25 protein-coding genes are annotated in these 24,022 nt (G+C 64.0%); 13 read left to right on the top strand and 12 right to left on the bottom strand.

Going from position 1 to position 24,022, the window contains the following annotated elements; translation table 11 throughout:
- Positions 1 to 180: 180 nt before the first annotated feature.
- A complete protein-coding gene (locus tag ACZ5ON_RS33670; protein ID WP_465600738.1) occupies positions 181 to 393 on the bottom strand; it encodes a hypothetical protein in 213 nt (70 codons plus the stop codon).
- Between the two features lie 210 nt (positions 394 to 603).
- Positions 604 to 870 carry a hypothetical protein gene (locus ACZ5ON_RS33675; RefSeq protein WP_465600741.1) on the bottom strand — a complete coding sequence of 89 codons (267 nt, stop codon included), beginning with the start codon at positions 868 to 870 and terminating at the stop codon, positions 604 to 606.
- Positions 871 to 967: 97 nt separating this feature from the next.
- On the opposite strand from ACZ5ON_RS33675, the gene ACZ5ON_RS33680 reads away from it, so the two are divergent.
- From ACZ5ON_RS33680 to ACZ5ON_RS33740, 13 genes are all read left to right on the top strand, one after another.
- Positions 968 to 1,810 (top strand): helix-turn-helix domain-containing protein, encoded by an 843-nt coding sequence (locus ACZ5ON_RS33680; protein WP_465600743.1) that lies wholly within the window; start codon positions 968 to 970, stop codon positions 1,808 to 1,810.
- A complete protein-coding gene (locus tag ACZ5ON_RS33685; RefSeq protein ID WP_465600746.1) occupies positions 1,800 to 2,006 on the top strand; it encodes a DUF397 domain-containing protein in 207 nt (68 codons plus the stop codon). Before ACZ5ON_RS33680 ends, ACZ5ON_RS33685 begins: the two co-directional genes overlap by 11 nt.
- A 2,005-nt stretch (positions 2,007 to 4,011) precedes the next feature.
- Positions 4,012 to 4,662, top strand: a complete 651-nt coding sequence (locus tag ACZ5ON_RS33690) for a hypothetical protein (protein ID WP_465600749.1) — start codon at positions 4,012 to 4,014, stop codon at positions 4,660 to 4,662.
- Positions 4,663 to 4,991: 329 nt separating this feature from the next.
- A complete protein-coding gene (locus tag ACZ5ON_RS33695) occupies positions 4,992 to 5,216 on the top strand; it encodes a hypothetical protein (protein ID WP_465600752.1) in 225 nt (74 codons plus the stop codon).
- A 110-nt stretch (positions 5,217 to 5,326) separates the two neighbouring features.
- Entirely contained in the window at positions 5,327 to 5,668 is a 342-nt protein-coding gene (locus ACZ5ON_RS33700) for a hypothetical protein (protein ID WP_465600755.1), read from the top strand.
- Between the two features lie 103 nt (positions 5,669 to 5,771).
- Positions 5,772 to 5,960 carry a hypothetical protein gene (locus tag ACZ5ON_RS33705; protein WP_465600758.1) on the top strand — a complete coding sequence of 63 codons (189 nt, stop codon included), beginning with the start codon at positions 5,772 to 5,774 and terminating at the stop codon, positions 5,958 to 5,960.
- Positions 5,961 to 5,962: 2 nt separating this feature from the next.
- Positions 5,963 to 6,301, top strand: coding sequence for an Lsr2 family DNA-binding protein (locus ACZ5ON_RS33710; RefSeq protein WP_465600760.1), 339 nt, complete (start codon positions 5,963 to 5,965; stop codon positions 6,299 to 6,301).
- Positions 6,298 to 6,549, top strand: coding sequence for a hypothetical protein (locus ACZ5ON_RS33715; protein WP_465600763.1), 252 nt, complete (start codon positions 6,298 to 6,300; stop codon positions 6,547 to 6,549). The genes ACZ5ON_RS33710 and ACZ5ON_RS33715 overlap by 4 nt, the downstream gene beginning before the upstream one ends.
- Before the next feature lie 24 nt (positions 6,550 to 6,573).
- Positions 6,574 to 6,798 carry a hypothetical protein gene (locus ACZ5ON_RS33720; RefSeq protein ID WP_465600766.1) on the top strand — a complete coding sequence of 75 codons (225 nt, stop codon included), beginning with the start codon at positions 6,574 to 6,576 and terminating at the stop codon, positions 6,796 to 6,798.
- A 268-nt stretch (positions 6,799 to 7,066) separates the two neighbouring features.
- Positions 7,067 to 7,231 (top strand): hypothetical protein, encoded by a 165-nt coding sequence (locus ACZ5ON_RS33725; protein ID WP_465600769.1) that lies wholly within the window; start codon positions 7,067 to 7,069, stop codon positions 7,229 to 7,231.
- A gap of 15 nt (positions 7,232 to 7,246) precedes the next feature.
- Entirely contained in the window at positions 7,247 to 8,647 is a 1,401-nt protein-coding gene (locus ACZ5ON_RS33730; RefSeq protein ID WP_465600772.1) for a DUF3987 domain-containing protein, read from the top strand.
- Positions 8,648 to 8,976: 329 nt separating this feature from the next.
- Positions 8,977 to 10,350 (top strand): hypothetical protein, encoded by a 1,374-nt coding sequence (locus ACZ5ON_RS33735; RefSeq protein WP_465600775.1) that lies wholly within the window; start codon positions 8,977 to 8,979, stop codon positions 10,348 to 10,350.
- 222 nt (positions 10,351 to 10,572) lie between these two features.
- Positions 10,573 to 11,058 carry an HNH endonuclease gene (locus tag ACZ5ON_RS33740; protein ID WP_465600778.1) on the top strand — a complete coding sequence of 162 codons (486 nt, stop codon included), beginning with the start codon at positions 10,573 to 10,575 and terminating at the stop codon, positions 11,056 to 11,058.
- A gap of 40 nt (positions 11,059 to 11,098) precedes the next feature.
- Here ACZ5ON_RS33740 and ACZ5ON_RS33745 read toward each other — a convergent pair whose 3' ends face one another.
- The 10 genes from ACZ5ON_RS33745 to ACZ5ON_RS33790 form a co-directional block, all read right to left on the bottom strand.
- Positions 11,099 to 12,049: a transposase gene (locus ACZ5ON_RS33745; protein WP_465600781.1), complete on the bottom strand. Its 951-nt coding sequence runs from the start codon at positions 12,047 to 12,049 to the stop codon at positions 11,099 to 11,101.
- A gap of 89 nt (positions 12,050 to 12,138) precedes the next feature.
- Positions 12,139 to 12,483, bottom strand: coding sequence for a hypothetical protein (locus ACZ5ON_RS33750; protein WP_465600784.1), 345 nt, complete (start codon positions 12,481 to 12,483; stop codon positions 12,139 to 12,141).
- Positions 12,484 to 12,759: 276 nt separating this feature from the next.
- Positions 12,760 to 13,002, bottom strand: coding sequence for a hypothetical protein (locus ACZ5ON_RS33755; protein ID WP_465600787.1), 243 nt, complete (start codon positions 13,000 to 13,002; stop codon positions 12,760 to 12,762).
- Positions 13,003 to 13,068: 66 nt separating this feature from the next.
- On the bottom strand, positions 13,069 to 13,902 hold the full coding sequence (locus ACZ5ON_RS33760; protein WP_465600790.1) for a peptidoglycan-binding protein: 834 nt from the start codon (positions 13,900 to 13,902) through the stop codon (positions 13,069 to 13,071).
- Positions 13,903 to 13,967: 65 nt separating this feature from the next.
- Entirely contained in the window at positions 13,968 to 14,231 is a 264-nt protein-coding gene (locus ACZ5ON_RS33765) for a hypothetical protein (protein WP_465600793.1), read from the bottom strand.
- Positions 14,232 to 16,139 (bottom strand): hypothetical protein, encoded by a 1,908-nt coding sequence (locus ACZ5ON_RS33770; RefSeq protein ID WP_465600796.1) that lies wholly within the window; start codon positions 16,137 to 16,139, stop codon positions 14,232 to 14,234.
- Between the two features lie 15 nt (positions 16,140 to 16,154).
- Positions 16,155 to 17,234, bottom strand: a complete 1,080-nt coding sequence (locus ACZ5ON_RS33775; protein WP_465600799.1) for a hypothetical protein — start codon at positions 17,232 to 17,234, stop codon at positions 16,155 to 16,157.
- Complete coding sequence (locus ACZ5ON_RS33780) at positions 17,235 to 18,464, bottom strand: siphovirus ReqiPepy6 Gp37-like family protein (protein WP_465600802.1); 1,230 nt, start codon at positions 18,462 to 18,464, stop codon at positions 17,235 to 17,237.
- A 12-nt stretch (positions 18,465 to 18,476) separates the two neighbouring features.
- On the bottom strand, positions 18,477 to 19,382 hold the full coding sequence (locus ACZ5ON_RS33785; protein ID WP_465600804.1) for a phage tail family protein: 906 nt from the start codon (positions 19,380 to 19,382) through the stop codon (positions 18,477 to 18,479).
- Positions 19,383 to 19,496: 114 nt separating this feature from the next.
- Positions 19,497 to 24,017 (bottom strand): hypothetical protein, encoded by a 4,521-nt coding sequence (locus ACZ5ON_RS33790; RefSeq protein WP_465600807.1) that lies wholly within the window; start codon positions 24,015 to 24,017, stop codon positions 19,497 to 19,499.
- Positions 24,018 to 24,022: the final 5 nt, after the last annotated feature.

The following is a 24,022-nucleotide window of genomic DNA, read 5'->3' on the forward strand; positions in this document are numbered from 1 at the left end:
CTCCGCAAGACGATCACGCCAGCCACCAGCGCGAGTACCTCACCACCAGCTCACGCCAGGCCCATGACCTGCGAATTCAGGATGGAAACGACCCATTCCAGATCCACTGACAGGTGTTCCGGGGGTCGCGAACCAGACTGCGTGCCGTTCGACCGAGGAACGCGAGGCGACCGCGTGGTCTCATGCCGCCATCACCCCGTCCCCGTGCAGCTCGGCCCTGAGCTTGGCGCGGTGGCGCTTGCGCTCGGCGCGCTCAAACCCGACTCGACAGAAGGGCAGCGTCATGGCGTCAGGTCCGTAGCTGGCTCCGGCCGCCACCAGCGTCCACCGGTCGCAGCAGAAGCACTTACCGAGCTTCCACGCCTTCCGTGGCGGCAACGGGTAGTGCTGCACTGTCGGGGTTCCTCTCGCGGTTGCGTCGCAGGTTGCGACGGCCGAAGGCTTGGAATTGAGGTACGTCGTGCGTCTCGGAGTACTCTGCGGGCCAAATGACGCCCCATCGGCCGCAGGCCGGGCAATTCCAGGTCTGCGCACTTCCGTTGTGGTCGTCCGCCAGCATGAGGCCAGCACCGCAGTCCCGACCTGGGCAAGCCGGCGAGGGGGTCATACGGCGTCGTGGGCCGAGTGCAGGTTCAGGTTCCGCGGTTTGGGCTGGGCGCCGACCGGAATCAACTCCGGCTTCTCCCCGCTCGGTTGAATCTCACTCGGGAACGTCTCCCACTCCAGACCGCCACCCCTGGGGCGCAGGTACACCAGGCCCTCACTGGTCCCCATGTAGACGCCCTCAGCGCCTCCGCGGACCAAGTCCCGTACCACCTCCCCGACCTGGGGCTGATACAGCGCCGGCGGGGCCTTTCTGCGCGTCGACATCGCTCGCTCCTCTCCGTGTCTGAGCCATTACCAGCGTCGACAGGTTGGCCTAGCATTGGAAGCGTTTCAACTCTCTAGTTCTCCGGACTTTAAGTTGGTGACGATCTTGAACCGAAAAGAGCCTGACCCAACGTCATCACCGCTGGCAGCGCTCGCGGTACAACTCCGCAGGTCACGCGAGGGACGTAGCTTGACGCAGGTCGAACTAGGTGCGATGGTCCGATACTCGTCCGTCTACATCTCGAACGTAGAGACGACAAAACAGAGTCCGAGCTTAAAATTCGTACAGCGCGCCGATGATGTGTTGGGGGCGGGTGGTGCGCTCGAACTCCTGTGGTGGAGCTGGCGCAACGGCGCTCTGATCCCCGGCTTCCCCGAGTACGCCAGCAAGGAACGGGAAGCCCTGGCCATCCGCCTCTTTGAGACGGACATGATGCCCGGCATCCTTCAGCACCCTGACTACGCTGCGGCGTACGAGTCCGCACCTGTTCGGCGGGGAGAGGCGACCCAGGAGCAGGCAGACGAACGGCTCAAGCTGCTGCTGGTGCGTCAACGGCTACTCGACCGGACGTCAACCATTCATGTGGTCCTGGACGAAGCCGTTGTGCGACGTCCGATTGGCGGGCCGGCTGTCATGTCGGCCCAACTGGAGCACTTGGAGCTCCTAGCCTTGCGAGGCAACATCGTTGTGCAGGTTGCCCCGTACACCCTTGGCGAGGATCGCCCATTCTCTCACTCGGTGGCACTGCCCACGCTGCCGAACCGGACCATGGTCGGATACACGGAGACGTTACAGCGGGGCTTCTTGGAGCAGGACGCTGAGGTCGTCTCCAGGTGGGCCGGAAAGTACGATCGACTACAGGTGAACGCCCTCAACCAGCCGGACAGCTTGGTCATGATCCGGGAGGCACGGAAGGACTATGAACGCCATGCAAGTTGACCTGTCGGATGCCGATTGGCGCAAGAGCACGTACAGCAACGGGCAGGGCGGTTGCATCGACGTGGCGGACCACTACCCCCACATCCTGCCTGTACGGGACTCCAAGGACCCCGAGGGGCCAGCACTGATCTTCTCCCGCGACGCCTTCATCTCGTTCGTGGAGGCTGTCAAGAACGGTGAGTTCGGAGAGGTCTGACCTGGACTCTCATCCTGGACCATCCAAGGCCCCCTCTCTCGGGAGGGGGCTTCCTGCTGTCTGGAACAGGTCCGATCAGGGGGTATACAACCCCCTCATAAAAGATGTATGTGTCCGCCGGCACTTTTTCGCACTCCCGAGCCCCAAAGAGTGACCCAGCTCACTCAGAAGCACTCAATTCATTCATTCACGAGGCGTGCGCGAGGGATCCGCGGACACCTGGAGGGCTTCAGGAGGGCCCACGGAGGCTCAGAAACGGCCCTGAAGGGGCCTCAAGGCGGCTCAAGCTGCCCTGGATGGCACTCGTAGAGGTCCGCCGGTCATCAGGCCGGCACAGGTGGCCGGGTAAACTTGTGCCTTTGTGAAAAGTTTCATACCCGTACACGGCCGGAGGACGGCACCCCCGGTGGGTCCTGCGTGTATGTATGCATGTATTACCCCCGGTATGAGCGTGGGGATCTCGCTGAATGAATGAATGACAGGACCCGTGAATTCATTCATGACACACCACTCCTGACTGATCATCAGGTTCGGGAGGGGGTGAGGACTAGACCAATTGGTCTGAACCTCTCGGGAGGGTTCCGACTAAGCGCTTGCTTGTCCAATATCTCCGATAGGTCGGCTGCGGCCACCGGGTCGGCGCTCTCATCTATGTGCGCATTGCGTGTAGGTCATGCGACTAGCAGGCGTTGATTCTCCGCACCCATGGTAAATACGATAACGAGCACATAACGTACTGGGCGCGTAGAGGTAACAGTATTCGTCACTCTCTGCGTTGCTTTGATTACTAAAGTATTCGCCGGCTTGGAAAGTGTCCGTTTTGGGTTATTGACATCCTCGGAATCCATGCTATTCGCGTGCTCATCAACCCCAATGGGGACTGCTAGTGGTCCACGGTGACGCTGCCATGTCCACGTACAGTGCGGGGTGCTCAAACGAGCCAACTTGTTGTGAGGGGATTCGAGGTGCATAGTTCTCGGTGTCGGAAACAGCGCGACGCACGGCCCTCCGAGAAGTACCGGCCCACCGCACAGAGCGATGGGAAATGGGAACGGAGGAAAGCCAGCGAGGCTGACCGACGGGGCGTGAGGACGCCGCCCCCAAATCCACTAAGTGAATGACCGGGCCTGCCGCAAACGGGCCACAGAACGGCGCACAGTGGCTCTCATGGGCTGCACACCATGCAAGCGCACAGGTTCCCTTTTGGGCCGCAAGCCGAGGGGAAGACCAGCGCTGAACAGACATAGAGCCACGCCCCTTGAAGCGAATAGACAGGGGTATGCCGCATTGCCTAGCGGGCCAGAGAGCCTGCCGTGAGGGGTGGAGCGCGAAAGCGTCGGCCGGTGGCTTATAGCCGGACATGATCACCCGGAATGAATAGATCATCAGCAATACCTAGCCGACACCGCGTGTCCGGCGTGGAATGGGCGCCGTGACTGATACTCACAGGCCCAGAGCACAGCCTTAAGCGCGTGAGGCAGACCCTGTGAACGGGTCAAGTCGTGGACGGTCCCGCAAGGGCCCGTGTGCGGCTTAATCCGGTCACTTCGACCGGGTCACCAATGGGAGAGGGATCATGTCTGAAACCCTTATCAAGACGCCGTGCGGGTGCACGGTGCGTGGGAATCTCCACACGTGGGAATATCACTCGTACGCCGTTGAGATTCAAGACATGTACGGGCGCGTCATTCGTACCGTGGAAGTGCCTGCAAACGACGGCCAGCACGCGGAAAAGCTGGTTCGTGACCGAGGGTTTATTGGCGGGGTGCGCGTTCGCCCAGCCAGCTGGACCTATCGCAGCATCGGGTACGCAACGGTGCGCGGCCAGTGTTGCACCATATCGCGGCTTTGCGACGGGTGCAGGAACCGCATTGTAGAAGGTATTTTTTTGTCCTAAAACTTGTTGTGAGGGGAAATGAAAGGGCCTAGTCGTCCCCGGCGTCGCCGCCGGGGGCGGCTAAGTCTGGTCATTCGACCGGGAATGAACACCAGAGAGGAAACTCGCATGATCGAGAGCGCAGTTGAGCTGTCCAGTGCCATTGAGCAGTTCTGTGACCGCTCGCCGCACTATGGCCGTTGGGACTTCGAGGATGCCGCTCCTTTTAAGCGCATGGGCGCCATTGAGCACGCGGACGGAAGCTTTGTCTCCTCCGACACCGATGCGGGCAACTACTACAACTCCAGTGAGGAGAAGTGGCGCCATGTCACGAATGCCCGAGCCGTTCGAGAAATGCTCGAAGACGCGGATAACGGGAGCGGGTGGGAGTACGGTCCGGCAGACACGTTCGTCTATGATCTCGACAACGCGGCCGTAGTCGCGGTCGTTGAGCGGATCGAATACGCGCTGGCTGATTACCCGTTCCTGGATGAGGGCGCCTACTCGGAAGAGATCGACGCGGAAAACCACCCCTCCGACACTGAGTGCTACTCGAATGACCCTGACTGCGGATGCTACGTCAAGACGCACTCGTGCACCGATGTGATGTGGGACGGAATCGGTTCCGGCGATATCGCCCGCGTTGCGTCCGATTGGTACTGCGTCTACTGCGAGGAGTGGTACGAGATCGGGGATGACGTGCGAGAGGAAATTGCCCGGCGAGACTTCCGGCAGATGCTCGCGGATGCCGAGGCGGCCGGGCAGCTCCGGCTGTTCTGACAGGGGCAAGTATGGACGCCAGCGAGACACAGCGGCCGGTTGGGCGGGACTGGCTCACATTTCGGCCGGAGGAATTCCGAAAGGCTCCGGGCAAGCGCCAGCAGGAACGTCAGGAACGGCACCGGCAGGAACTTGCCGAATTGGAGTCCAACGGTCAGATGACCATCTTCTAAGGCGAACGCGCTTAGTTCGGTCGGCTGGGCCCGGAACGAGACGGTGAGAGGACCTGGGTGGTCGAGGTCGACAACACCTGCCAGGCCCCATTCATCCGGTCCACCCTCAGGCGTGCGCTGGCAGCAGCTGAGCCGGTTTGGCGCGGCACGGAGTACGTGAACGCGGCCCGCTCGCTCTCCTTCAGCCTGCCGGACCACGGCCCGTGGCACCTCACCCGGGCCGAGCTGCACACCATCCGAATCGCCGTGGAGCGTCGCCAGCTTTGGGGCCGAGGCACCTGGTGCCCAGGGGTCGGATACGACCACGCGCACCAGGTGATCGCTGAGCGGATCACCGAGGCGAGCGAGCACGCGATTCGGACTCACCAGCTTCGCGGCTAGTCGCTCCGCCTGACGTGCTTCGGTTCGGCCGGGCTATGCCCGGTCGTCCCGTGGCCTGCCAGTCGGCAGACCTAACTCCCTAGCGATTGGGACGCTGAATGCTCTGGATTATGGCGCTTGCCCACAAGCCGCGCCCGGATGAGTCGTACTACGCCGAAGACATCAATCCCGCGTACGCACGGGCCTCGGCCTGCGTGGGCGACTTCGGCGCACTGTTCGGCATCTTCTACCAGTGGCGGGAGAGGTACGGGCAGGACATCACCGCGTACGTGATGTCCACCTTGCAGGTTGCCCCGGACACTCCGGCACATGACGCCTACGAGGAGTGGGCCGAGCACGGCCCGGAAGTCCGTCTGGACTTCGAGCCTGGCGGCTTCATCAGGGTCCGCTACGAGCGGACCCAGGCCATGAACCTTCAACTCCTGCCGGTCTGGCACCACACGCGCGACTGACCAGCGGCTTGCATGACCACCAGGGCCCGGGGAGAGGTCTGCCCCGCGGCCGGCCTCGGGTTCTGGTGCTCGCGTTGGCCACTGGACAGAAAGGAACGGTCAGATGCCTTACCCCAACAACTACTCCGGGAAGTGCAGCACCAATTGCGGTCGAGAGGCCGTCGTCTGGCTCGGAATCGAGAAGTACGGACAGCCGTGGTTCGCCCGATACCCACACTGCGAACCGTGCGCCGAGAACTGGACCAGCGACCCGTACGTGAAGACCCGGACTCGCCCGATCCGTAAGGGCTGACCGTGGAACCCACGGATGACGAAGTTCGAGCCTTCATGGTCGAGAGAGGGATGCGGGAGCCCGAGAACGACAGCCCGGTACTTCCCCCGGAAGTTCGCTACTACCAGCAGTACAAGCCCTTTTGGGACCGCGTGAAAGCTCGTGAGGAGGCCGAGCGTCAACGCATGGCCGAACAGTGGGCACAGGCCGAGAAGTCCCGCCAGGCGGCAACAGATCACGCCCACCACATGAAGAAGTGCCGCGAATGGGGCCGAAACAACGGCTTCGCCGTAGGGACGCGGGGCCGCATTCCGGCGGCCGTCCGCGAGGGATACAGGGCAGCGACAGGAGTAGAGCTGTGAGTCTGATCAAGAAGTACGCGGCGGACGCTGAGGCCGTTGAGGCCGCCGCTGTACGGGTGTCCACCATCGCGGACGACGCTGAGCGTTTCCGGGCCCTCGCGGCCCTCTACCGGAAGTGCGGGGAACTGGCGCTCTGCTACGCGGACCCCCACCGCGTTGCCCGCATGTTCGTGCAGGACGTGAGCGAGACGTACATAGCGGAGCGCTGGACCATCCGTCACTCGTCGGCCGTCACAGTCGCGGCCTGATCACACATCGAAGGAGAGAGCAACATGACCCTCTACTACCGGGACGAAGTGAGCACGGCCGCGAATGCGGCGGCTGACATGGTGAGTGACGAGGTCGGGGCCGGAGAGCGGGACCAGGACCTCATCAACTTGCTTGTGAACGCGATGCTCACGCTCCTGGACAATCCGGAAGCGGACATGGCGGCGGTTGTCAAGGAGAACTACGGCAACGAGGGCTACGAAGCCATCCTGGGATGGCTCACGGACTGATCTGCGGTCGCCTTTGGTGAGGGCCGGATTCCCATGGGGTCCGGCCTTTGCCATGGACGCTCGGAGGTGAAGCGTGCAGTCATACAAGATCCGCTGGACCTGTAAGCGGACCGGGAGAGAAACGGAATCGGTCGTCAGCTACAGCGCGAGCTGTGTGCAGACGTACGCCGCTCGGTTGGAAGCCGAAGGCCACAGCAACGTAAGCGTTTTCGAGTGGGACGCCTTTAGGGGAGAGGGAAAGACCATGGCCAGAAAGGTAGTTGAAGCCGTGACGTGCGACGCATGCGCGGTCAAGGGCGAAGAGGTCGAGGCGGCTTTGCCACTCACCATCGGGGCGGACAGCTACGACCTGTGCGAGGAGCACGGGGAGCGCTTCCGGGCGTACTTCGCGGACCTGTTCGGAATCGACAACAACACCGCGCTTAGCGCATAACGGGAGGAAACCAACATGACTACGTTCGAGGCGATGAAGTTCGGCCCGCTGGGCGACGCGGTCGCGGCGGCGATGCCGACCTCGGAAGCCGACCCCATCGGGGTGTGGGCGGCGGCTCTGTCGCTCTACTCGGCGGCCATCAGCAAGAACGTACGGCTGGACAACGGCCGGCCTGTGGTCGTCTGGACGGTCCTGGCCGGCCGGTCCGCCATCGGTCGCAAGGGATACGCCCTCAACAGCGCCAAGCACGTGCTGACACCGGTAATTGGCGGGTTCCTCGGTGCCCGTACCCGGGACGGCATTTCGAGCGGTCCGAGTCTGGTGGACATGCTCAACAAGTTCGAGCTAGAGACCACCGGTCACGAGGACGGGATAGACGGCCGGGCGATGCTGGTCGAAGAGGAGTGGGCCGCAGTCCTGAAGACTCAGAAGCGGTGCCCCAAGTTCTCGACCCTCTTCCGGACCGCCTGGGACGGCAAAACGATCAGCAACCGGACGAAGAAGGAAGGGTTGCAAGCAGTTGCCAGGCCGCTGCTGGGCTTCCACGCTCACATCACGCCGGGTGAGTGGGCTAAGTACGTGGAAGGGACGGAGGCCCTGGGTGGCTCGTATAACCGGCTCCTCCCGGTCCTGGTCGAGCGGTCCAAGATGCTGCCGTACAACCACAGGACGGCACTGCCAGACGTGAAGACGCTCAAGTCAGCCTACGACTGGGCGAACTCGGCGAACCGGGTCATGGAGTTCGACAAGGCAGCCGGTGAGCGGTACGACGAGATCCGGGCCCTGGTCGAGGAGCGTATGGCCGAGCTGCCGGAGCTGCTGGCGTCCTACATGGAGCGGGCTGCCGAGCAGGTTCACCGGATCGCGGCCGTCCTCACCGCCTCCACGAAGAAGACGAAGATCAGCCGCAAGGCGGTTGATGCTGCCTGGGCCTTCGTCTCTTACTCGATGGCCAGTGTTGAGAAGCTGGTGAAGGAGGCTGCCAGCCAGACCGCGAAGCCGATGAAGACCACGGAAGAGCTGGTCCGGGAAGTGCTTCAGCGATACGAGGGTGAGGCGAACTCGACTCTCCTCCTGCGGGCCTTGGGTACCCGGGTTACAGCCGCCTCCCTTCGGGCTGCGGTCGAGAAGATGTCGGACGTTGAGGTGTACAAGGCCCAGACGACCGGCCGCGGAGCCAAACCCACTATGTACCGCCTGATCCCGGTCAAGGCCGAGGACCAGGAGCCCAGCGAGGTGGAGCCGGTCCAGCCGGCACGGCGAGTGAGGAAGGCGGTCGAGTCGAAGGCCGGAAAGCGGCCTGCTCTTCAGGTCGTGACCAGCTCGCCGACGCGCACACGCAAGCCGGCGTTGAAGAAGGCGGTCAGCGCTCCCGTGCAGTCGAAGCCGTCCAACCCGTTCGCGGCCCTCCTGTGAGCAAGCAGCACACTCTACGCCCAAGACCACAAGGGCACTTGCAGTGCACTGAATGCCGGGCAGCATTCCTCACCGAGGAGTCGGCCCGGCTTTCTGTTGCCCTCTGCGCGGGATTCAAGCTCCCGCACGGCCACCCGTACGACCGGGAGCACATCCTTTACCCGATCAGCTACGACCGAGGTACCGGACACGGCCCAGACCGGCTGTGCGAGGACCTTGCCTGCTTCTGCATGAGGCACGCGTGCGACTGCGACGTGTGCCGCGACCTCCTCAACGTACCGGCGCTCAAGCGCCTTCTGGATAGCCAAGAACTCGAAAGGGAAGACGCCATGACTGAGCACCTGATCCCTGTCCACATGCCCGCCCAGCTCCGCAAGCACGCGGTCTACGACCTGGTACCCGAGACCGACGGGCAGCACGAACTCAGCACGCTCTGCAAGGCCGAGAACCTGGGGCGGTCGAATTCCTCCAGCACCATCGGCTTGACCAACATCGCCCTGGGCGCCGCCCTGGAGATCGCTCGTGAGTGGCGGCACTCCGAGAACGGCAACTGTGCAATGGCGGGAAAGAGCATCCTGTCCCGCCACGAGATGGACTACGTGCCCGACGACCCGCGCGAGCGTCGGCACGAGTTCAAGATGCCTAACTCCCTTTCGGGCACCATCTCTGGGCAGTACTGGCTACTGGACAACGAGCCGGAGATCCTGGCCGACCTCAAGGCGTGCACCTGGACCAAGACCGGCGGCACCGGTCGAGTCACGTACGCCACGCTCGGATGGCTGCTGGGCTGGGCGGAGCAGAACGCTAACGCCGACCACCCGGCCGGCCAGCGGGCCGGCAAGAAGTTCCTTGCCACCTACCGTGAGGCATACGAGCAGACCGGACGCCTGATCGAGGAGTTCGAGGGCACCGGCGACGGGGACGACCAGGAGCCGGCCGAGGTCGAGATGCCCGAGGACCAGGCCAAGCAGCAGGCCCGTGAGTGGCAGCGGACGCGGGTAGCCGACCTGGTGAACTGGTCGGGCATCGTTTACTTCTACTACGGGGGTTCGGCAAAGGAGAACCCGGACCCGACCGGCGAACTGGTGGCCCTGGACTGGAACGTGTCCCGGAACGGGTCGAACACACTGGTCTCCGTGGACTCCGGGGAGACTGTGGATACGGTGCACAGCCGCTCCTATGTCTGGGCCGTGAGGGTCAACCACAACAAGGTTGAACAGGCGAATCCCGCTGAGCCGGTCGAGACGATCGAGGACCAGGACCAAGCCGAGCCCACCCGTCCGGACTGGCGGAGCGGGGCCCTTCGCAACGTCACGGGAGTCCTGCACGACTCAAAGGCCCGCATCATCTACGGCGGCAAGGCCGGAAGGACGATGATCGCCCCAACCGAGAACATCCCGGCCTCGATCTCCTACACCAGGAACGGCCGTTACGAAGTCCGAGCCCTCGATGGCGGCCAGCTCGTCACCACCCTGTCCCTGCAGTCTCAGCTCTGGTGGGCGCCACTGCTCGACCAGGATGAGCCGGCTGCCGTGCTGGCGGTCGAGGACGAGCACCAGGAGCACGATGAGGACCAGGCGGAGCCGCAGTCGACACGGCCGCGGGGCCCTGTCCCGGAGAACTTCGTCTTCATGGCAGCGAATGCCGACACGGAGAGCGCCCGCGCATGGTGGGCGGCCAAGGTCCAGAACTGGAACCGATGAGCACGAGCACAACCGAACAGCCAAAGCCGCCGACCCCCAACGGCATGCCGCAGAGGCGCCCTTGCACTCGATTCGTGCAAGGGCGCTTCGCCTCTCTCGTAGCCAAGTGGGCTGACGGAGCGTGGAAGGGCTGAGCATGACGAAGCCGTATCACTTCCTGGCTGGCCTGTCCGTGGTCGCTGCTACGGTCGCGGTCGCAGTGGTCGGCCGATAGGAGACAGAGTGGGCAAGAGGCGGCGGAAGAACTGGCCGGTATGGGTGTGGTTGGTGGTGCTCACTGCAAACGGCGGCGAGTGTGTCTACTGCACCAAACGAGCCGAAACGATGGATCACATCATCCCGTTCGCCAGAGGCGGCTCCGACACCCTAGACAATCTTGCCCCTGCGTGCGTCCGCTGCAACAAGAAGAAGGGAAACTGCGATCCAACCGAATGGTATCCGGGGCACAAGATATACGGGTGGCGTGGAAATGGCACGCTAAAGGGCCCGCGCCAATCATTGCGGGATATCTACCTGAGCTATCACGAGGAACGTCTAGAGATACTCGATCTCCTGGAAGAGGTTCAGGCTGAGATCCAGGACGAGAAGCGTCGGCGGTGGATATTTGATCGTTATTGGAGTCGCAGTCCACAGCGGGGCTGGGAAACAGTCAGTTACATAGCGCAGGACCTGCGGGATGACTTGGTTAACGACTCGGTCCGCGATTGAGGTCGGGGCGTGCCGGCCACTCGGGTCGGCTGGTGGGTGATCAGTAGGCCGCTTGTCGGGCGAGCACCAGTTCGGTGCTCGGCTTGCGGCGGGTCGGCCGGCGGGCTGCGCGGTCGGAGACCAGCGAGGCGATCGCACGGTGGGTCTCGGCGTACTCCTCACGTCGGCCGGTGTAGCGCTGGAGTGGGCGCCACTGCCGTAGTTCGGCGTTGGCGTGCTCGACGCAGATCCGGTCCGATGACTGCCGCCGTCGCATCTCCCGCCACGCGTGCTGCTCGCCGAGCGGTGCGTCCTCCTTCGGCTTCTTCGGTGGGGCGCTGACCTGGTCGGGGAACTCGTTGGCCAGGCCCCGGTAGCCCTCGTCGACCTCGGCTTGCACCTTCGGACGGGACCGGAACTGCTCGGCGATGCCCTCGGTGCGCATCGCGGTCTGGTCGTGCATACGGCCGGGCCGGTCGGCGCCTGACCACAGCAGACGGCCCTGGCCGTCGCTGATCGTGGTGGTTTTGATGGTGTTCTGCTTCTTCTTGCCGGAGACGAAGGCCCGCCATCCGGGTCGGTTCGCCTTGGGGCGGCGGACCTGGGTCTCAGCCCCGTCGATCCGCAGCCGGATCCCTTCGGCCTCCGCATAGGCGAACACGTCCGCAAGGGTCCGTAGCCGGACGCCCGGGCGGTCGGGGACGGCGAAGCCGCGTGCCGCCAGCAGCGGCCGGATCTCGCCGATGGCCCGGGAGACCGTGGAGCGGGCCGTGCCGTACAGCTCGGCCAGCGCGGCGTGCGGGAGCCCGGTGCGCAGGTGGACCAGGGTGACCAGCAGCCGGTCGGTGAAGACCAGGTCGTGCTTGGGCCCGGCACCGGCCTCCCGCTGCCGCTCGGCGCCACGCCGCTCGTGCAGCGCCGACTCGCACCGGGCGAGCCACCGGGGTGCCAACTCCTCGATCAAATCGCCGAGATGCGTACGGGAGACGCCGCAGAAGGCAGGATGGGTCAAGGCCGCACGGGCCCACTTCTTGGTCACACTCGAAGAACCCGTGCGGCCACTGTCACGTCACGGTTGCTGTGACTGAGCGGCGCAGTTGGTCAGCTGAGCGCCCTTGTTGTCCACGGGCGCCTGCGGTCCTCGACCGTCCAGTCCTTGCCTAGCTCGCGGCGCAGCGCCTCCAGCGCTATGTCGGCCTCGCTTCGGAACGATTCCTGCTGGTCCCGGGTCCAGGGCGAGGGACCAGCCGGGTGATCCCAGTCGAGGGAGGACTGGTACAGGTCGGCAAGTCTCGTGAGTTCGTTGCGGGTGGCCGGGGTGATGGGTAGCTTCTCCGGGGCGCAGGGGTATCCGTATGGGCTGTCGAGGTCGGGATCGCCGGGAGGACCTGGCCACAACGGGGTGTCGACGCCGTACTCGAAGAAGAACCGCAAGTGATAGGGCATACCCCAGCCTTTCACGGCACCAAGCACACAAGCGGCCAGCTGAAACGCTCCGCGGCCAACTCGGTACCCAGCCACAAGCGCGCGCCGATCAACAATCGCGGACGGCGTCGTAAGCAGCTTGCTGAGGCCAAGGCAGAAGACTACCCGCCCGCTCCTGCTGTTACGTGGGACCCCTTGGGGTTCTGGGTGAGGTTCTGGGATACCTGAAACGCAAAACGCCCCCTCCCCAGTCGCCGGGGAGGGGGCGTTTGGGGTTGCCCGGGAGGGACTTCAGTCTCAGACCTGCGGGACAGCCGGCACGGGCTCCACAGCCGCCGGGGCCTCCTGCGGGGCCGACACCGAGCCGGCGGCGTTGCTGTCCTGGTGCCGCTGGGCGATCTCACCAGCACCGAGCAGTGCGGCAGCTGCACCAACCAGGGCCTCCCACGGGACGTTTGGCCACTGGGTCACCAGGAGGGGGACGAGAGCGCCGAGCGCCGCGACCAGTCGGACAGCGTGCTTCGAGACGAATTCATTCATGCGTGCTCCAGGGGTAAGAAGAGGAGCCCGGCCGCAACGGCGGCCGGGCGTTGGGTAGTTGAACGATCAGGTGATGGGGGAGGTCCAGGACGCGCGCCAGGTAGCGGGGCCGACGATGCCGTCTACCTGGAGACCCTTCTCGGCCTGGAACTGCCGGGCGACAGCAGCGGACTTGGGGCCGTACATGCCGTCCACGGAGATGCTCCAGCCACGGTCACGCATCCGCTGCTGCCACTGGCGGACATCCGCCCCGGAGGCCATGGGCTGGCCAGGGGCGTAGGCCATGAGCCGGCCGGGGAACTGCGGTGCCGAGTCGTCGGCGGGCGCCTGGTCCGAGCTGTCGGAGTCATCGCTACCGGCTGGGGCATCGGCACCGGCGGCGTAGGTGTAGCCGGCCTTGCCGTCCAGGTCCGGATCCGCGGTGGTGATGCCCTCGGCGTACTCAGGCAGACCGTACCCGTAGATGTACGAGCTGGACCGGTCCCGCGAGCGACGGTAGACGCCCTTGCCCTCGGCCGAGCCGTCGTCGTTGGTGTTGCCCTCGATGGTGGTGATCGAGTCGGCGTCGTAGGCGATGACGATCCCGGTGTGCGAGCCGCCCCCAGGGCCGTAGAGCACCTGGGCGCCGACGGCGGGGTAGTCGGACCAACGGTCGCGGTCCTGGTACCACTCAACCGCAGTGGCACATGAGGCAGTTCGAGGGAAGATGTCGGAGACGCCTGCGGTCATCGCCACCCACGAAACGAAGGTGGCACACCACGCCTGATCCTGGCTCCACTCCAGACCGGGCACGGCCGGGGAGTACTTCTGGTGGTTGTTGTAGGCGCCGTCAGGATCCTGCCCCTCCTGGTAGCCAATCTGGCTGGAGGCAGTGCTGATGACGTCGTAAACCTGAGTCATGGGCCCTCCTGTGGGCATGGGAAAGGCCGCCCTGGTGGGGGCGGCCTGGTGGTCGTTCGGTTGGGTCAGAGGTGGCGACTGGCGATCTGAGCCGGGTCAAGAGCGGTCAGCAGCTCGACCAGGTGGCGGTTCTCGTCCTCGATGCGGCTCAGCCGTTCCTTGATTTCATTCATGTCGGCCTGGAGACGATCGGCGCGGGACTTCTGGGCCTCGGCCTCCTCGCGCCACACCTGGGCGGTGTTGATCTGCCAGCCGGCGCGGACCAGGACGAGGGCTGCAACGACAGAGGCCGCGGTGCCGGCGAAGCTGAGGATGTCGGTTGGGCTCACTCAGAACCCCCTCTTCAGATCGGTGATCAGCCAGCGACTGGCAGCAGCGCTGTAGACGGCAGTGATCAGGTCGCGCTGGTTTGCCCCCGTCGAGAGAGTCAGCGACGTGATGTCCGAGCCGAAAGCCCACGAGCCCGAAGTGCCAGTGGTCGGCGTCAAGGTCCGTCCGCCTGTGGCGTCCTGAGACACCTCGATGACGATCCTCTGGCCATCGGTCGGGTTCGGGGGAGCGCCGAGGGTCCTGTTACCGGCGAGGGTCACGCGGAAGTGATTCGAGCGGGCCACGATGGGCAGGATCGTCGCACCGTCCGTCAGGGTGTAGACGTTGTTCGGTGCGTCTGCCGGCGCGTACCGCTTGACGGCACTGTAGTTGCCCGGACCGCTGCCGACGATGAAGCGGCGAATGGTGGTCCCAAGGCCGTTCGGCGTACCGGTGACGACCGCCCCGCTCGCCGCGTAGATGTTGACGCGCTCGACCACGTTCGGCTGTTCATAGCTGGTACCTGCGTCGTTGTAGAGCTGCACAGCAGCATCTGCACGGAATTCACCGACGGAGAGGATCGCATTGTTGTAGCTGCCGGGGCCGAAGTCGAAAGCAGTCAGGCCCGCAGCGCCAGAGCGAAGCTGGATGTTGTTGAAGCGGAAGGTGGAGTCAGCGCCGGACGGGATGCTCAGGATCTTGTCGAACTGCTCCAAATTCACACCACGGAAGTGGATGTGATTTGGGGTTCCCACTCCACTCATGAGGATTCCCGTAGAGCCAGTGCCGTTGGTGAACGCCTCCACCATGCTGAACTCAATTCGACGCATCACGCCGTTGTTCGGATCCACCGGACTGTCGATCTGGAAGGCAATCGAGTTGTTGCCGGACAGGCTGGCAAAGATTCGCTCGAAGACGCAGTCCCCCGGGTTCTGCTGGACCGCCTCCGAGTACAGCTTGATTCCGTTGCCGACACCGCTGATCTCGATGTTCTCGAAGACGGATCGGAATGGGGATCCCAGGTTCATACCCCATCCGGTATGGGCACCGGACCAGGGGCCATTAATCCGCAGTCGCTTGAACGAGGAGTGCCAGAAGGAACGGTAAGAGAGAGGACTGAGTGACTGGACCACGTTTGTGACCGATGCGATGCCATGGCTGGTGTTACCGGAAATCTCAACCGAGAAGTCCGACAGGTGCGCGATGACACACATCCCGAGCTGAACGCCCGAGGTGACGCCGGTCGGCACAGACAGCCGGGTGTTGCCCGTGCCGGCGCCCCGAAGGGCGATGGAGGTGGTGTCGTTGACGTTGTCGGAGCCCTGGACCATGACCGGGCTGGAAAGAACGAATTGCCCGGACCCCAGAAGGACAGTGCCACCACCGGCGCCCCGAAGAGCGGTCAGAGCCGCGTTGATCTCGGCCTCGTCCGCGGTGCCATCACACACATAGTCCGCCCGGGACTTCTCGGCCGGGCTGGCTCCGCTCGCCGCTACGTAGAGGGTGCTCCGGCCTGCGGGCGGGAGCTGGCCGACGGGAACCTTCCCAGAGCCATCGAGGGAGGCGATGCCGTTGTTCTTGCCCAGCATTGCCGTGACGGCGGCGACGGATCCGTGTGGGTCGTAGGCCGCCTGGTGTGCATCAAGGCGGTCGCCGACGGTCACCGAGGTGATCGCCACTCTCCCGTTGCCGAAGTCCAGCCAGATGCGTTCGGCGCCATTGTCTGGGCCGTAGAAGGCGCCGAGGTAGCCGCGCCTGTCAGTGACGAGCTGGGTGAGCGGCGCGCCCGTGGTGTCCTGAAGGTCGAGGATCTGATGGGCACCGTCCGACGGACCATCCCAGGCAGTTCCGACAGCGCCGGGAACCCGGCGACCATCAACGTCCTCGGCCACATCAGAAGCGGTGCCACCGAAAAGATTTCGTGCCATATGGCACCCTCCTAGTTATTCAGCAAAGGCATTCGCCTCATAGACGCCGGAAATAGTGATGCTGGACTGGCCGGGGAAAACGCGGAAACCATCCAGACCCTCCTTCAACGTGTCCGTGTTGGCGGAGAGGAGATAAACGACACCTGACGAATTACCCTTCTGGATGAAGCCAGTGAGAGCAACCATGTTCGGGACGTCGTCGTTGTAGTTGGCATTCATCAGGTAGCCGTGGAGGGTCTGGCCAGTGCGCCCACACGCCGGAGTAGGAAGTGTGATGCCGAGGCACCAGAACCCCGAGTTACAGACGATGCTGCTTGTCAGCGGGTTATCAACAGTCGCCGAGAACCAGACAGTGTTCGGCGCAATGTACCTCCAGCGGCCGTTTGCGTTGGAGGCCCAGCCGGTGTTCCACTGGGTTGTTGAGGCAACAGCCGGCGTGTACAGCTTGGACTTCCCGAAATGCCGGGTGATGACGTAGCCGTCTCGGCCCTTGAACGCCTCATTCTGGGAGTCGTTGTTGTTTACGTCCATGTCGTAAATGAGCGTGCCGCTCTCAAGGAGCCCAGCGGTTTCCTGCGTGTTCCAGGGCGAGGCCACAGCCGGCGGCATGTCGAAGGTGAAACGGTCCTGAGGACTGATTGCGCCGTTCTGGGGAGGTACGTCAACTTCAAACAGGGCCATCTCCCAGACCTGGCCGAGGACCCGCTGAGGCTGCGGAGCGATAGGCGAGGCAGACGGCTGGCCCTTGGAGACCGCCAAGTTGACCGAGCCCTTCGCAAAGTCGGCCCGGATGACAACGGTGTCCTTGCGGCCCTTGTCGGTCAGGTTGTCTGCGATGGCGATGGTCATGACGGCGTCCAGCTCGTAGAAGAAGCCGCCAACCCACGCCCGGCCGGGCTGGATCTCAATTGAGCGGCCGTTCACGACCCGGAACGCAAACGGAAGAGTGCCTCCGTCGTACGAAGGGGCGGTGAGGCGCCAGTCGATTCGGTCGCCGCCCCACATGTGCGCCATTTTCTGCCAGTTGGCCTGTGACACCATGGCGGTACCACCGGTGCCGTTCGACTGCGAGAACGGGTAACTCGTCTCTGCCATTTACATCCTCGCCTCTAGTTTTCGTAGCTTCTCGCGCATCTCAAACACGGTGCGGTAGAGGTTCATTGGGTTGCCGGTTCCCTGGTCGCCGATCTTCGGGGCGACAGTGGTGGTCCGGCCCCCGTCCTCAACCGTGATGGTCACCTCTCGGAGAAGGTCCACGTACTCTGTGCCGTCGACGGCGACTGTCACGATGTCGCCGACGAAGTAGTCCCTGCCGAACTGAATCTGCGGGGTGTCGATGGGGTAGATCTGGAAGTTGCCGTTCTTCGCGCCCTCGCTGAGAGCCGTGTTGGCGGCGTCGATCACGGCCTTCTTGGCCGACTCGAAATCTGCGTCCGAGACATCCGCGGTCGCCTTGATCGGTAGCCCGGTGGTGGGGTCGGTCTTCAGCGGGAGGTCCCGCCGGTCAACGAACTGCTCGACCTGAAGGCCCCATTCGGCCTCGCTGGCGGCGTCAACCTTCTGGTAGATGTACCGGCCGGCTCCTTGGCCCTGACAGGCCACAATCACCCGTGTGACGCGGGGAGCGGTCAGCGTCCACACGTACTCACGAAGGTTCCCGAGCTCCTTGGAGAACCGGATCTCCTTGGAGCGGTCCTGGGGGGCGTACACGGTGAGGGCGATCTTCTTCAAGTCGGCGTCCCACACGAAGCGGTACCCGACGTTCTTGCCCTTCGTCCAGTCCTCGATCTTGGTCCCAAGCACGTCGTACCGCAGCACATCGTTGAGGGCATCGCCAGCCGGCACGTTGGAGCCGATGACCACACCGGGCACGATCCGATCGGACAGGGCAGACGGGCCCAGGGCCTTGCTCAGCTCGTCCCAGATCGCCTGCCCGGCAGGCTCGTTGATCGTTCGGTTGGCGGCACCCTGGTACTGCTGGGAGACCGGCTTGGTGGGGTCGGGGAAAGCCAGACGGCTGTAAGCCAGCTTGTTGTCACACTTCCCGCCCACGTACAGAGAGCCTTGCTCGGTGTGCTGCTCGACCGTCCAGTAGTGCTGGAAGCTCTCGATCTGTCCGGTGAGAAGCGGCTGGGCCACTCCGTCCTGATAGATGGCGATGCCGCCTCCCTTTTGCAGGAGGTTGGCCTGTGGTGTCCCTGCCTTGATCAGGAGCTGCCAGTTGCCCTGCTGGCAGTACCGGACGGTGAAGTCCAGCTTGATCCAGGTGTCGATCTCGCCGACGCGGTTCAGGTCCCTGTCCCGCACCTCGATCCGGTAGCCCATCTGCCCCCCGTGTTAGTAACTGTCGTAGCGTGGCTGAAGCGTCAGACGGACCGAGGCGGTACCGCTGCCGGCCAGTAGGTTGATGTGAGTAAGAGAGCGACCAGGCGGCACGCACCAGAGCTCCGGACTCGCATCGAGCTGCGAGTAATAATTCATTCCGAGGTCGTCCTTCACGGTCTTGACGCCGGGGCGGGTATCGATGGTGAGGGTTCGGCCGGCCGGAACCACATCGCCGCCACCGGAGTGAGCTGCGATCCCGAAGGACTTCCGCGGGGACCCGTCGTTAGCGACGCTGAACGACTGCACCGGGCCCCTGATTTCCCAGATCGGCCATGCCTCGACATCGCCGGGGTTGTAGACCGGTAGATCCATCTGTGAGGCGAGACCCTCGCTGATGGTGATGGGGAGGAAGGAAGTCGTTCCCAGGAAGGGTGATCCGGTGCCGAACTTCCACTCTGCTACCTGCATGTCATCGGAGAAGAACCAGGGGTCGAAGGCGGTCAGCTGGATGCCGTATTTCATCCATCGGAAACCGGCCTGATCCTCGCTCTCGTTCCCTTCCATGCCACCCTTGTAATAGGCGTTGAGGTACCGAGCCTGGCCATCGGACTCCACGAATTTCAGCCTGCAGTAGCCGCGCTTCGGGTTGATCGCGGACACCAGCTTGCGTTTGAGGTCGAGCAGCGACTTCCGGTCAACGCCGTAGATGTAGACCGGAATCATGATCTCGCGTTGAACGGCACGGGCTCCCCGGAACATCCCTCCGTCGAGATTCGGGGAGTCGTCAGAGTGCAGCTCGAATGGGGGCGTGTCGAGGCCGGTAGCCCCAGCTTGCATGAAGATGCTTGGCCACTCGGAGCCGGTGAAGCCGGTGAGGGGGATTTCCTCCCCCTCACCGTTGCTTCCGGTGATCGACACATAGGTGTGTTCCCAATGAACCCGCTGGGGTGGGGCCGGCCGGGAAGGCGGCGGCTCCGGGGTAGGGGGCGCGCCCTTTATCGCGGGAATTGGCATAAGCGCACTCCTACTCGATTAGATTCCGTACATCGCCTCCATGTACTGGAGTGCTCGCAGTGTTGCCTGAGTGGTGTTCTCGGACTTCGCTTCGTGAATGTGAATCTCGTACTTCTTGCCGGCGCCGAGCATCGCCTCAGTGTCGCGGTTGTCGTACACCCGCTCACCGCCCCGGAAAGCCACCAGCTCAGGCCCGTTCTCTCCGACCAGGCGGAGGCCCGGAGAGGCTGAAAGGGTTCCCATCCAGTAGCCGGAGTTACCCGCGAGCACCTTTGCCCAGTTGGGCCCGTAACGGTGGATGGCGTAGTTCATGCCGGCGTAGACGTTTGCCAGCGGATTCCAGATGCCGAGGCTTCGGTACGGTCCGGCATACGCGTCGAACGTCGGGTCGATGACCTGCACCAGACCCTTGGACGGCGTGCCCGCCTTCGCGTTGCTGTCCCAATTGTTGATTGCCATCGGATCGCCGCCGGACTCCACATCGATGCGGTGGAGGACCACGTTGGTGTATCCCTGGCTCAGGTCCAGCTCGCCGAGGACTCGCTGCGCGGTAGGCGTCCAGCGGGTGACGGCATCGCCGGTCGGAGCTGGCCCGCCGAGCAGGCTACTGAAGTCCGGCTTCTGCGAGCTGACTTGCTCACCCTTCGAGAAGTCGAAGAGTCCCTTGGTGTTCGGCATGGCGTCCTTCGCCGTGGACAGGACATCCTCGATCACCTGGTCCGCGTAGTCGAACGGCGCGTCGTAGATGTCCTTGACCGTGCTCACCATGTCTACGGCCTGGTCGATCTCCGCACGAGCGATGTCGTAGATGGAGCTGAGGGCATCGGTCAAGGCGCCGCCCGGGTCGGTGATCAGCTCCTTGGCACCGTTGAAGATCGCCTTCAAGGAGTCCCAGATCCCGCCGAAGAGGTTCGAGCCGAGGCCGGTCAGCGTCTTCATGGAGAAGGTGTCGCCGAGGAATCTGTCTCCTCGCTCGACAATGTTCCCGTCGCCCTTCCAGACGTCATCCCAGAAGTACCCTCCGAGGATTGGAGAGAGCGATCCGCCGACGATCCCGGCGGCCTGGCCGACGACGGTAGGAACCCGCTTCAGGAACTCCCACGAGTCCTTCGTGGTGAAGTCGAACATGTCCTTGAAGCGGTCGGCCACTCCGGAGCCGATCCACCGTCCGGTGCTCGTGCCCGCGCTCAGCATCCCCCGCCGAGTGTCGCCGCCGAGCTCGTCCGACGAGGCGTCAAACGCCATGAGCTTCAGAGCTGCACTCCCCAGCGGAGCGATGTCCTGGAGCCTGATGAGGTCCTTGATCTCGCCGAGGTTGAGCCGGCCCGCGATGCCGCCCGAGGCGAACCGGGAGATGTACCCCCGCTGGGCCATCGCGTTCCAGTGGTTGATCAAGTCCGGCCCGAGAGCCGCTGTCACCTCCGGACGCAGAACCGCCTCACCCGGCGAGAGGATCGCCGGGATCGTGTCCACACCCGGCGCATAACCGGGGAGAACACCACCTGTGGCCAGCTTGGTCCTCGGCTTGGAGGGACTGGGAGTGAAGTGCCCACCAGGGGCCCTCTGGCTCACGCGCTCGATCGACTCATCCAGCAGCTTGGCTTTCACGGCCGCAGTGGCAAGGGCGTCACCGAGATGGTTCACCCGCTCCGTGACCTCGCCCAGGGACCTGTTGTTGAGCAGGCCCACCCGACCGGCCAGAGATGTGCTGCCGGTGCCCTGGCCAACCTTCTCGTACACGTCGTTGGCGGCACTGTGGACCTTGCTGAACTCTTCCTTCAGCCCGCTGAGCGTACGGCCGTTCAGCAGACCCACCCGGCCGGCTACCGAGGTCGCCCCGGTGCCCTGGCCGATGCGTTCGAACAGGTCTCCCGCTGCGCTGTGGACGCGGTTGAACTCTTCCTTCAAGCCGCTCAGCGAGCGGCCGTTGAGAAGGCCAACCCGACCCGCCACGGAGGTTGATCCCGTTCCCTGGCCGATCTTCTCGTGCAGAGCGATGGCAGCCGTTTCGAGTGAACGGAACTCGCCCTGAAGGGCGTTGAGGCTCCGCTTGTCCAGAGCAGTCACGGCCTGGTGGGCCTGCTTGACTGCCGTCTCCAGCGAGATGGCCCGCTCCCGGCTCGTGTTGAACTCGGCCTGAAGGTGGTTGAGGTTCGAGTGCTCCAGCTCATGAGCCTGAGTCTGGGCCTGGCGTATCTCGGTGTGGGCCTCCTGAGCGGCAGAGGCGACACTGCGGCCACCAGCGGCGCCCGCCAGCTCGTTGACCAGGTGGGTCAGGTTGACCGAGTTGACCTCACGCAGAGACTCCCGAAGTTCATCCGCCCGGCGGTCGGCCTGACGGATCCGGTCCTCCATTTCCTTGATCTGCTCTTTCAGCGCGTCGAGCTGGGAGTTTCGGCCCCGAGCGCGGTCCGTCGTCCGCCGGATCGGCCCCCGGTCATCCCCGCCGCGGAGGCGGGTCCTGGTGTTCCGGTAGCCCTGGAGGAAGCCGTTCCCGCTGACTGCCGAGACGGCGCCAGCACCAACCTGACGGACACCTCGGGTAGCGCCTCGAACAGTGCGGCCGGCCACCTTGGCAGGAGTACCAACGGCAGTGTCCAGGAGCTTCATCGTCTTGCCGAGGATCTTCGCTCCGGCGCCCACCGCCAGGAGGAGCGGAGCAAGCGCGGCAGAGAGCTGTGCGAACTTCAGGACGGCGTCCTTGATGGTGGGATGCGCCTTCAGGAACTCCGTGATGTCCTTGATCCACCCGACGAACTTGGTCAGGGAGTCGATGGAGGTCTTCAGCAGAGACTTGAGCGTCGGGAAGGCGTCCTTGCCGATGTCCTGCACGTCGTTGAGAAGGCCGCCCTCGAAGTGCGTCCCATCCTTGTCCCGGATCTTCTTGCCCATGATGGACTCGCCCAGGCCGGAGTACTCGTAAGAGCCGTCCTTGCCCTTCTTGTAGAAGAGCTGCCCGAGCTTGTATTCGGCGTTCTCCTTCATCTGCTCGATACGACCGGAGATGGTGGCCGATCCCATGCGCTGAGCCGAGCCCATGACGCCGGACTTCGGGTCCTTCCAGTGCCTCAGAAGAGCGTCGATAAGCTGTTCGCCGTTAATGCCGCCGGTCTCCTTGGCGTTGGCCATGAAGTCCATCATCTGAGCCGAGGCGTCGTAGGTGGTCGGAAGGTCACGGTCCACACCGCGCTTCTTGTCCGACTCCTTCATCTGCTTCAACTCGCCAGCCGAGTAAGGACGGTCACGGAAGCCCATCAGCGTCGCCAGCTGCTCGGCAGGAATGCCGGTAGCGCGCTCAAGCTGCTTCATGTTGCGGAGGTTGACGCGGCCCATGTCCTGGATGACCTCCAGGGCGTACATGCCCTGAGAAACCATCGTGGGATCCATGACGCCGCTGTAAGCCGCGGAGTCACCAACCATCTTGACCATGTCGGTGGACCGCTGAGCAACTTCGCGCGACCCCTTGGCCCGCGTTTCGGGGTCGTCGGAGTTGAAGTCGTGGTTGTGGGCTGCGTTGGCGCGAGCGTAGCGAGTTCCGTACTTGAGCATGTCGGACACCGCGTACGGCGTCTGGATACCGTACTGAGTCATCTGCTCCAGCAGACCGTTGATGTCCTTGAGCTCAATGCCCATGCCCTTGAGACCGGTCTGGGCCTGGATCATCGCGTCAGCGCTCTTGATGCCGAACGTGGCGGCAGTGCCGGCTGCGAGGGCCATCGGAGCAATGACGTTGTGCGCCAGGAGGTTTCCGGTCTCGCTCACCGTGGTGCCGAAGTGCTCGACACCCTCAGCCGTGCTCTTCCAGCCCTTCCGGATACCGGACATCGCAGTGGCATGCACTGAGCTGATGTCAGCTATGGTCCGGCGCATGGTGGCCAGCTGCTCGGCCAGGCCGTCACGGACGGCCCGGTTCTCCGCCATCTGCGTCTGGATGGCAGTGCGCTGGGCAGACTGACGGGCCAGCAGCGTTTCCCGAATCTGGGCCCGGATCTCCCGCTCGGCCTGGGCGGCGGCCTTGGCCTGCGCGCGCTCGGCGGCGACCGCCTCACGCTCCCGCTGCTGGATGAACTTGATGCGCTCCCGCTCCGCGTTCGCCCAGCGGGTGGCAGACGCCTTGGCAGCATCCTCCTCCACCCGGACGGTCTGTGTGATCGCGGTCCTGGTCGCCGCGCTCGTCTGCTCCAGGAGCTCGCGCTTCTCCTGCTCCAGCTTTCGGTACTCGCGGAACCTCTTGCCAGCCTCGGCGCCGTAGGTCTTCGTCAGCTCCCGCTCGATCGCGGACAGCCTCTCTTCGGTATCGACGGCTTCCTTCTCGACCGCATCCGATGCCTTCTTCGCCGCTGTAGCGGCGGCCTTCGGGAGACCGGTCATGCCTTCGGTAACTGCTCCGCCGAATGCCTTACCGGCCTCCGTGCCGGCCTTCTCCATCTGCTTCGTGAGCTCGGCCCGGAGCTTGGTCACGGACTCCGGGCTCAAGGCGGTGTTGATCTCGATGTAGCCCGAGCCGACCTTGATGGGGCCGCGTGAAGACGTAGCCATGCGGC

The organism is Kitasatospora sp. NPDC032150 (assembly GCF_055579945.1).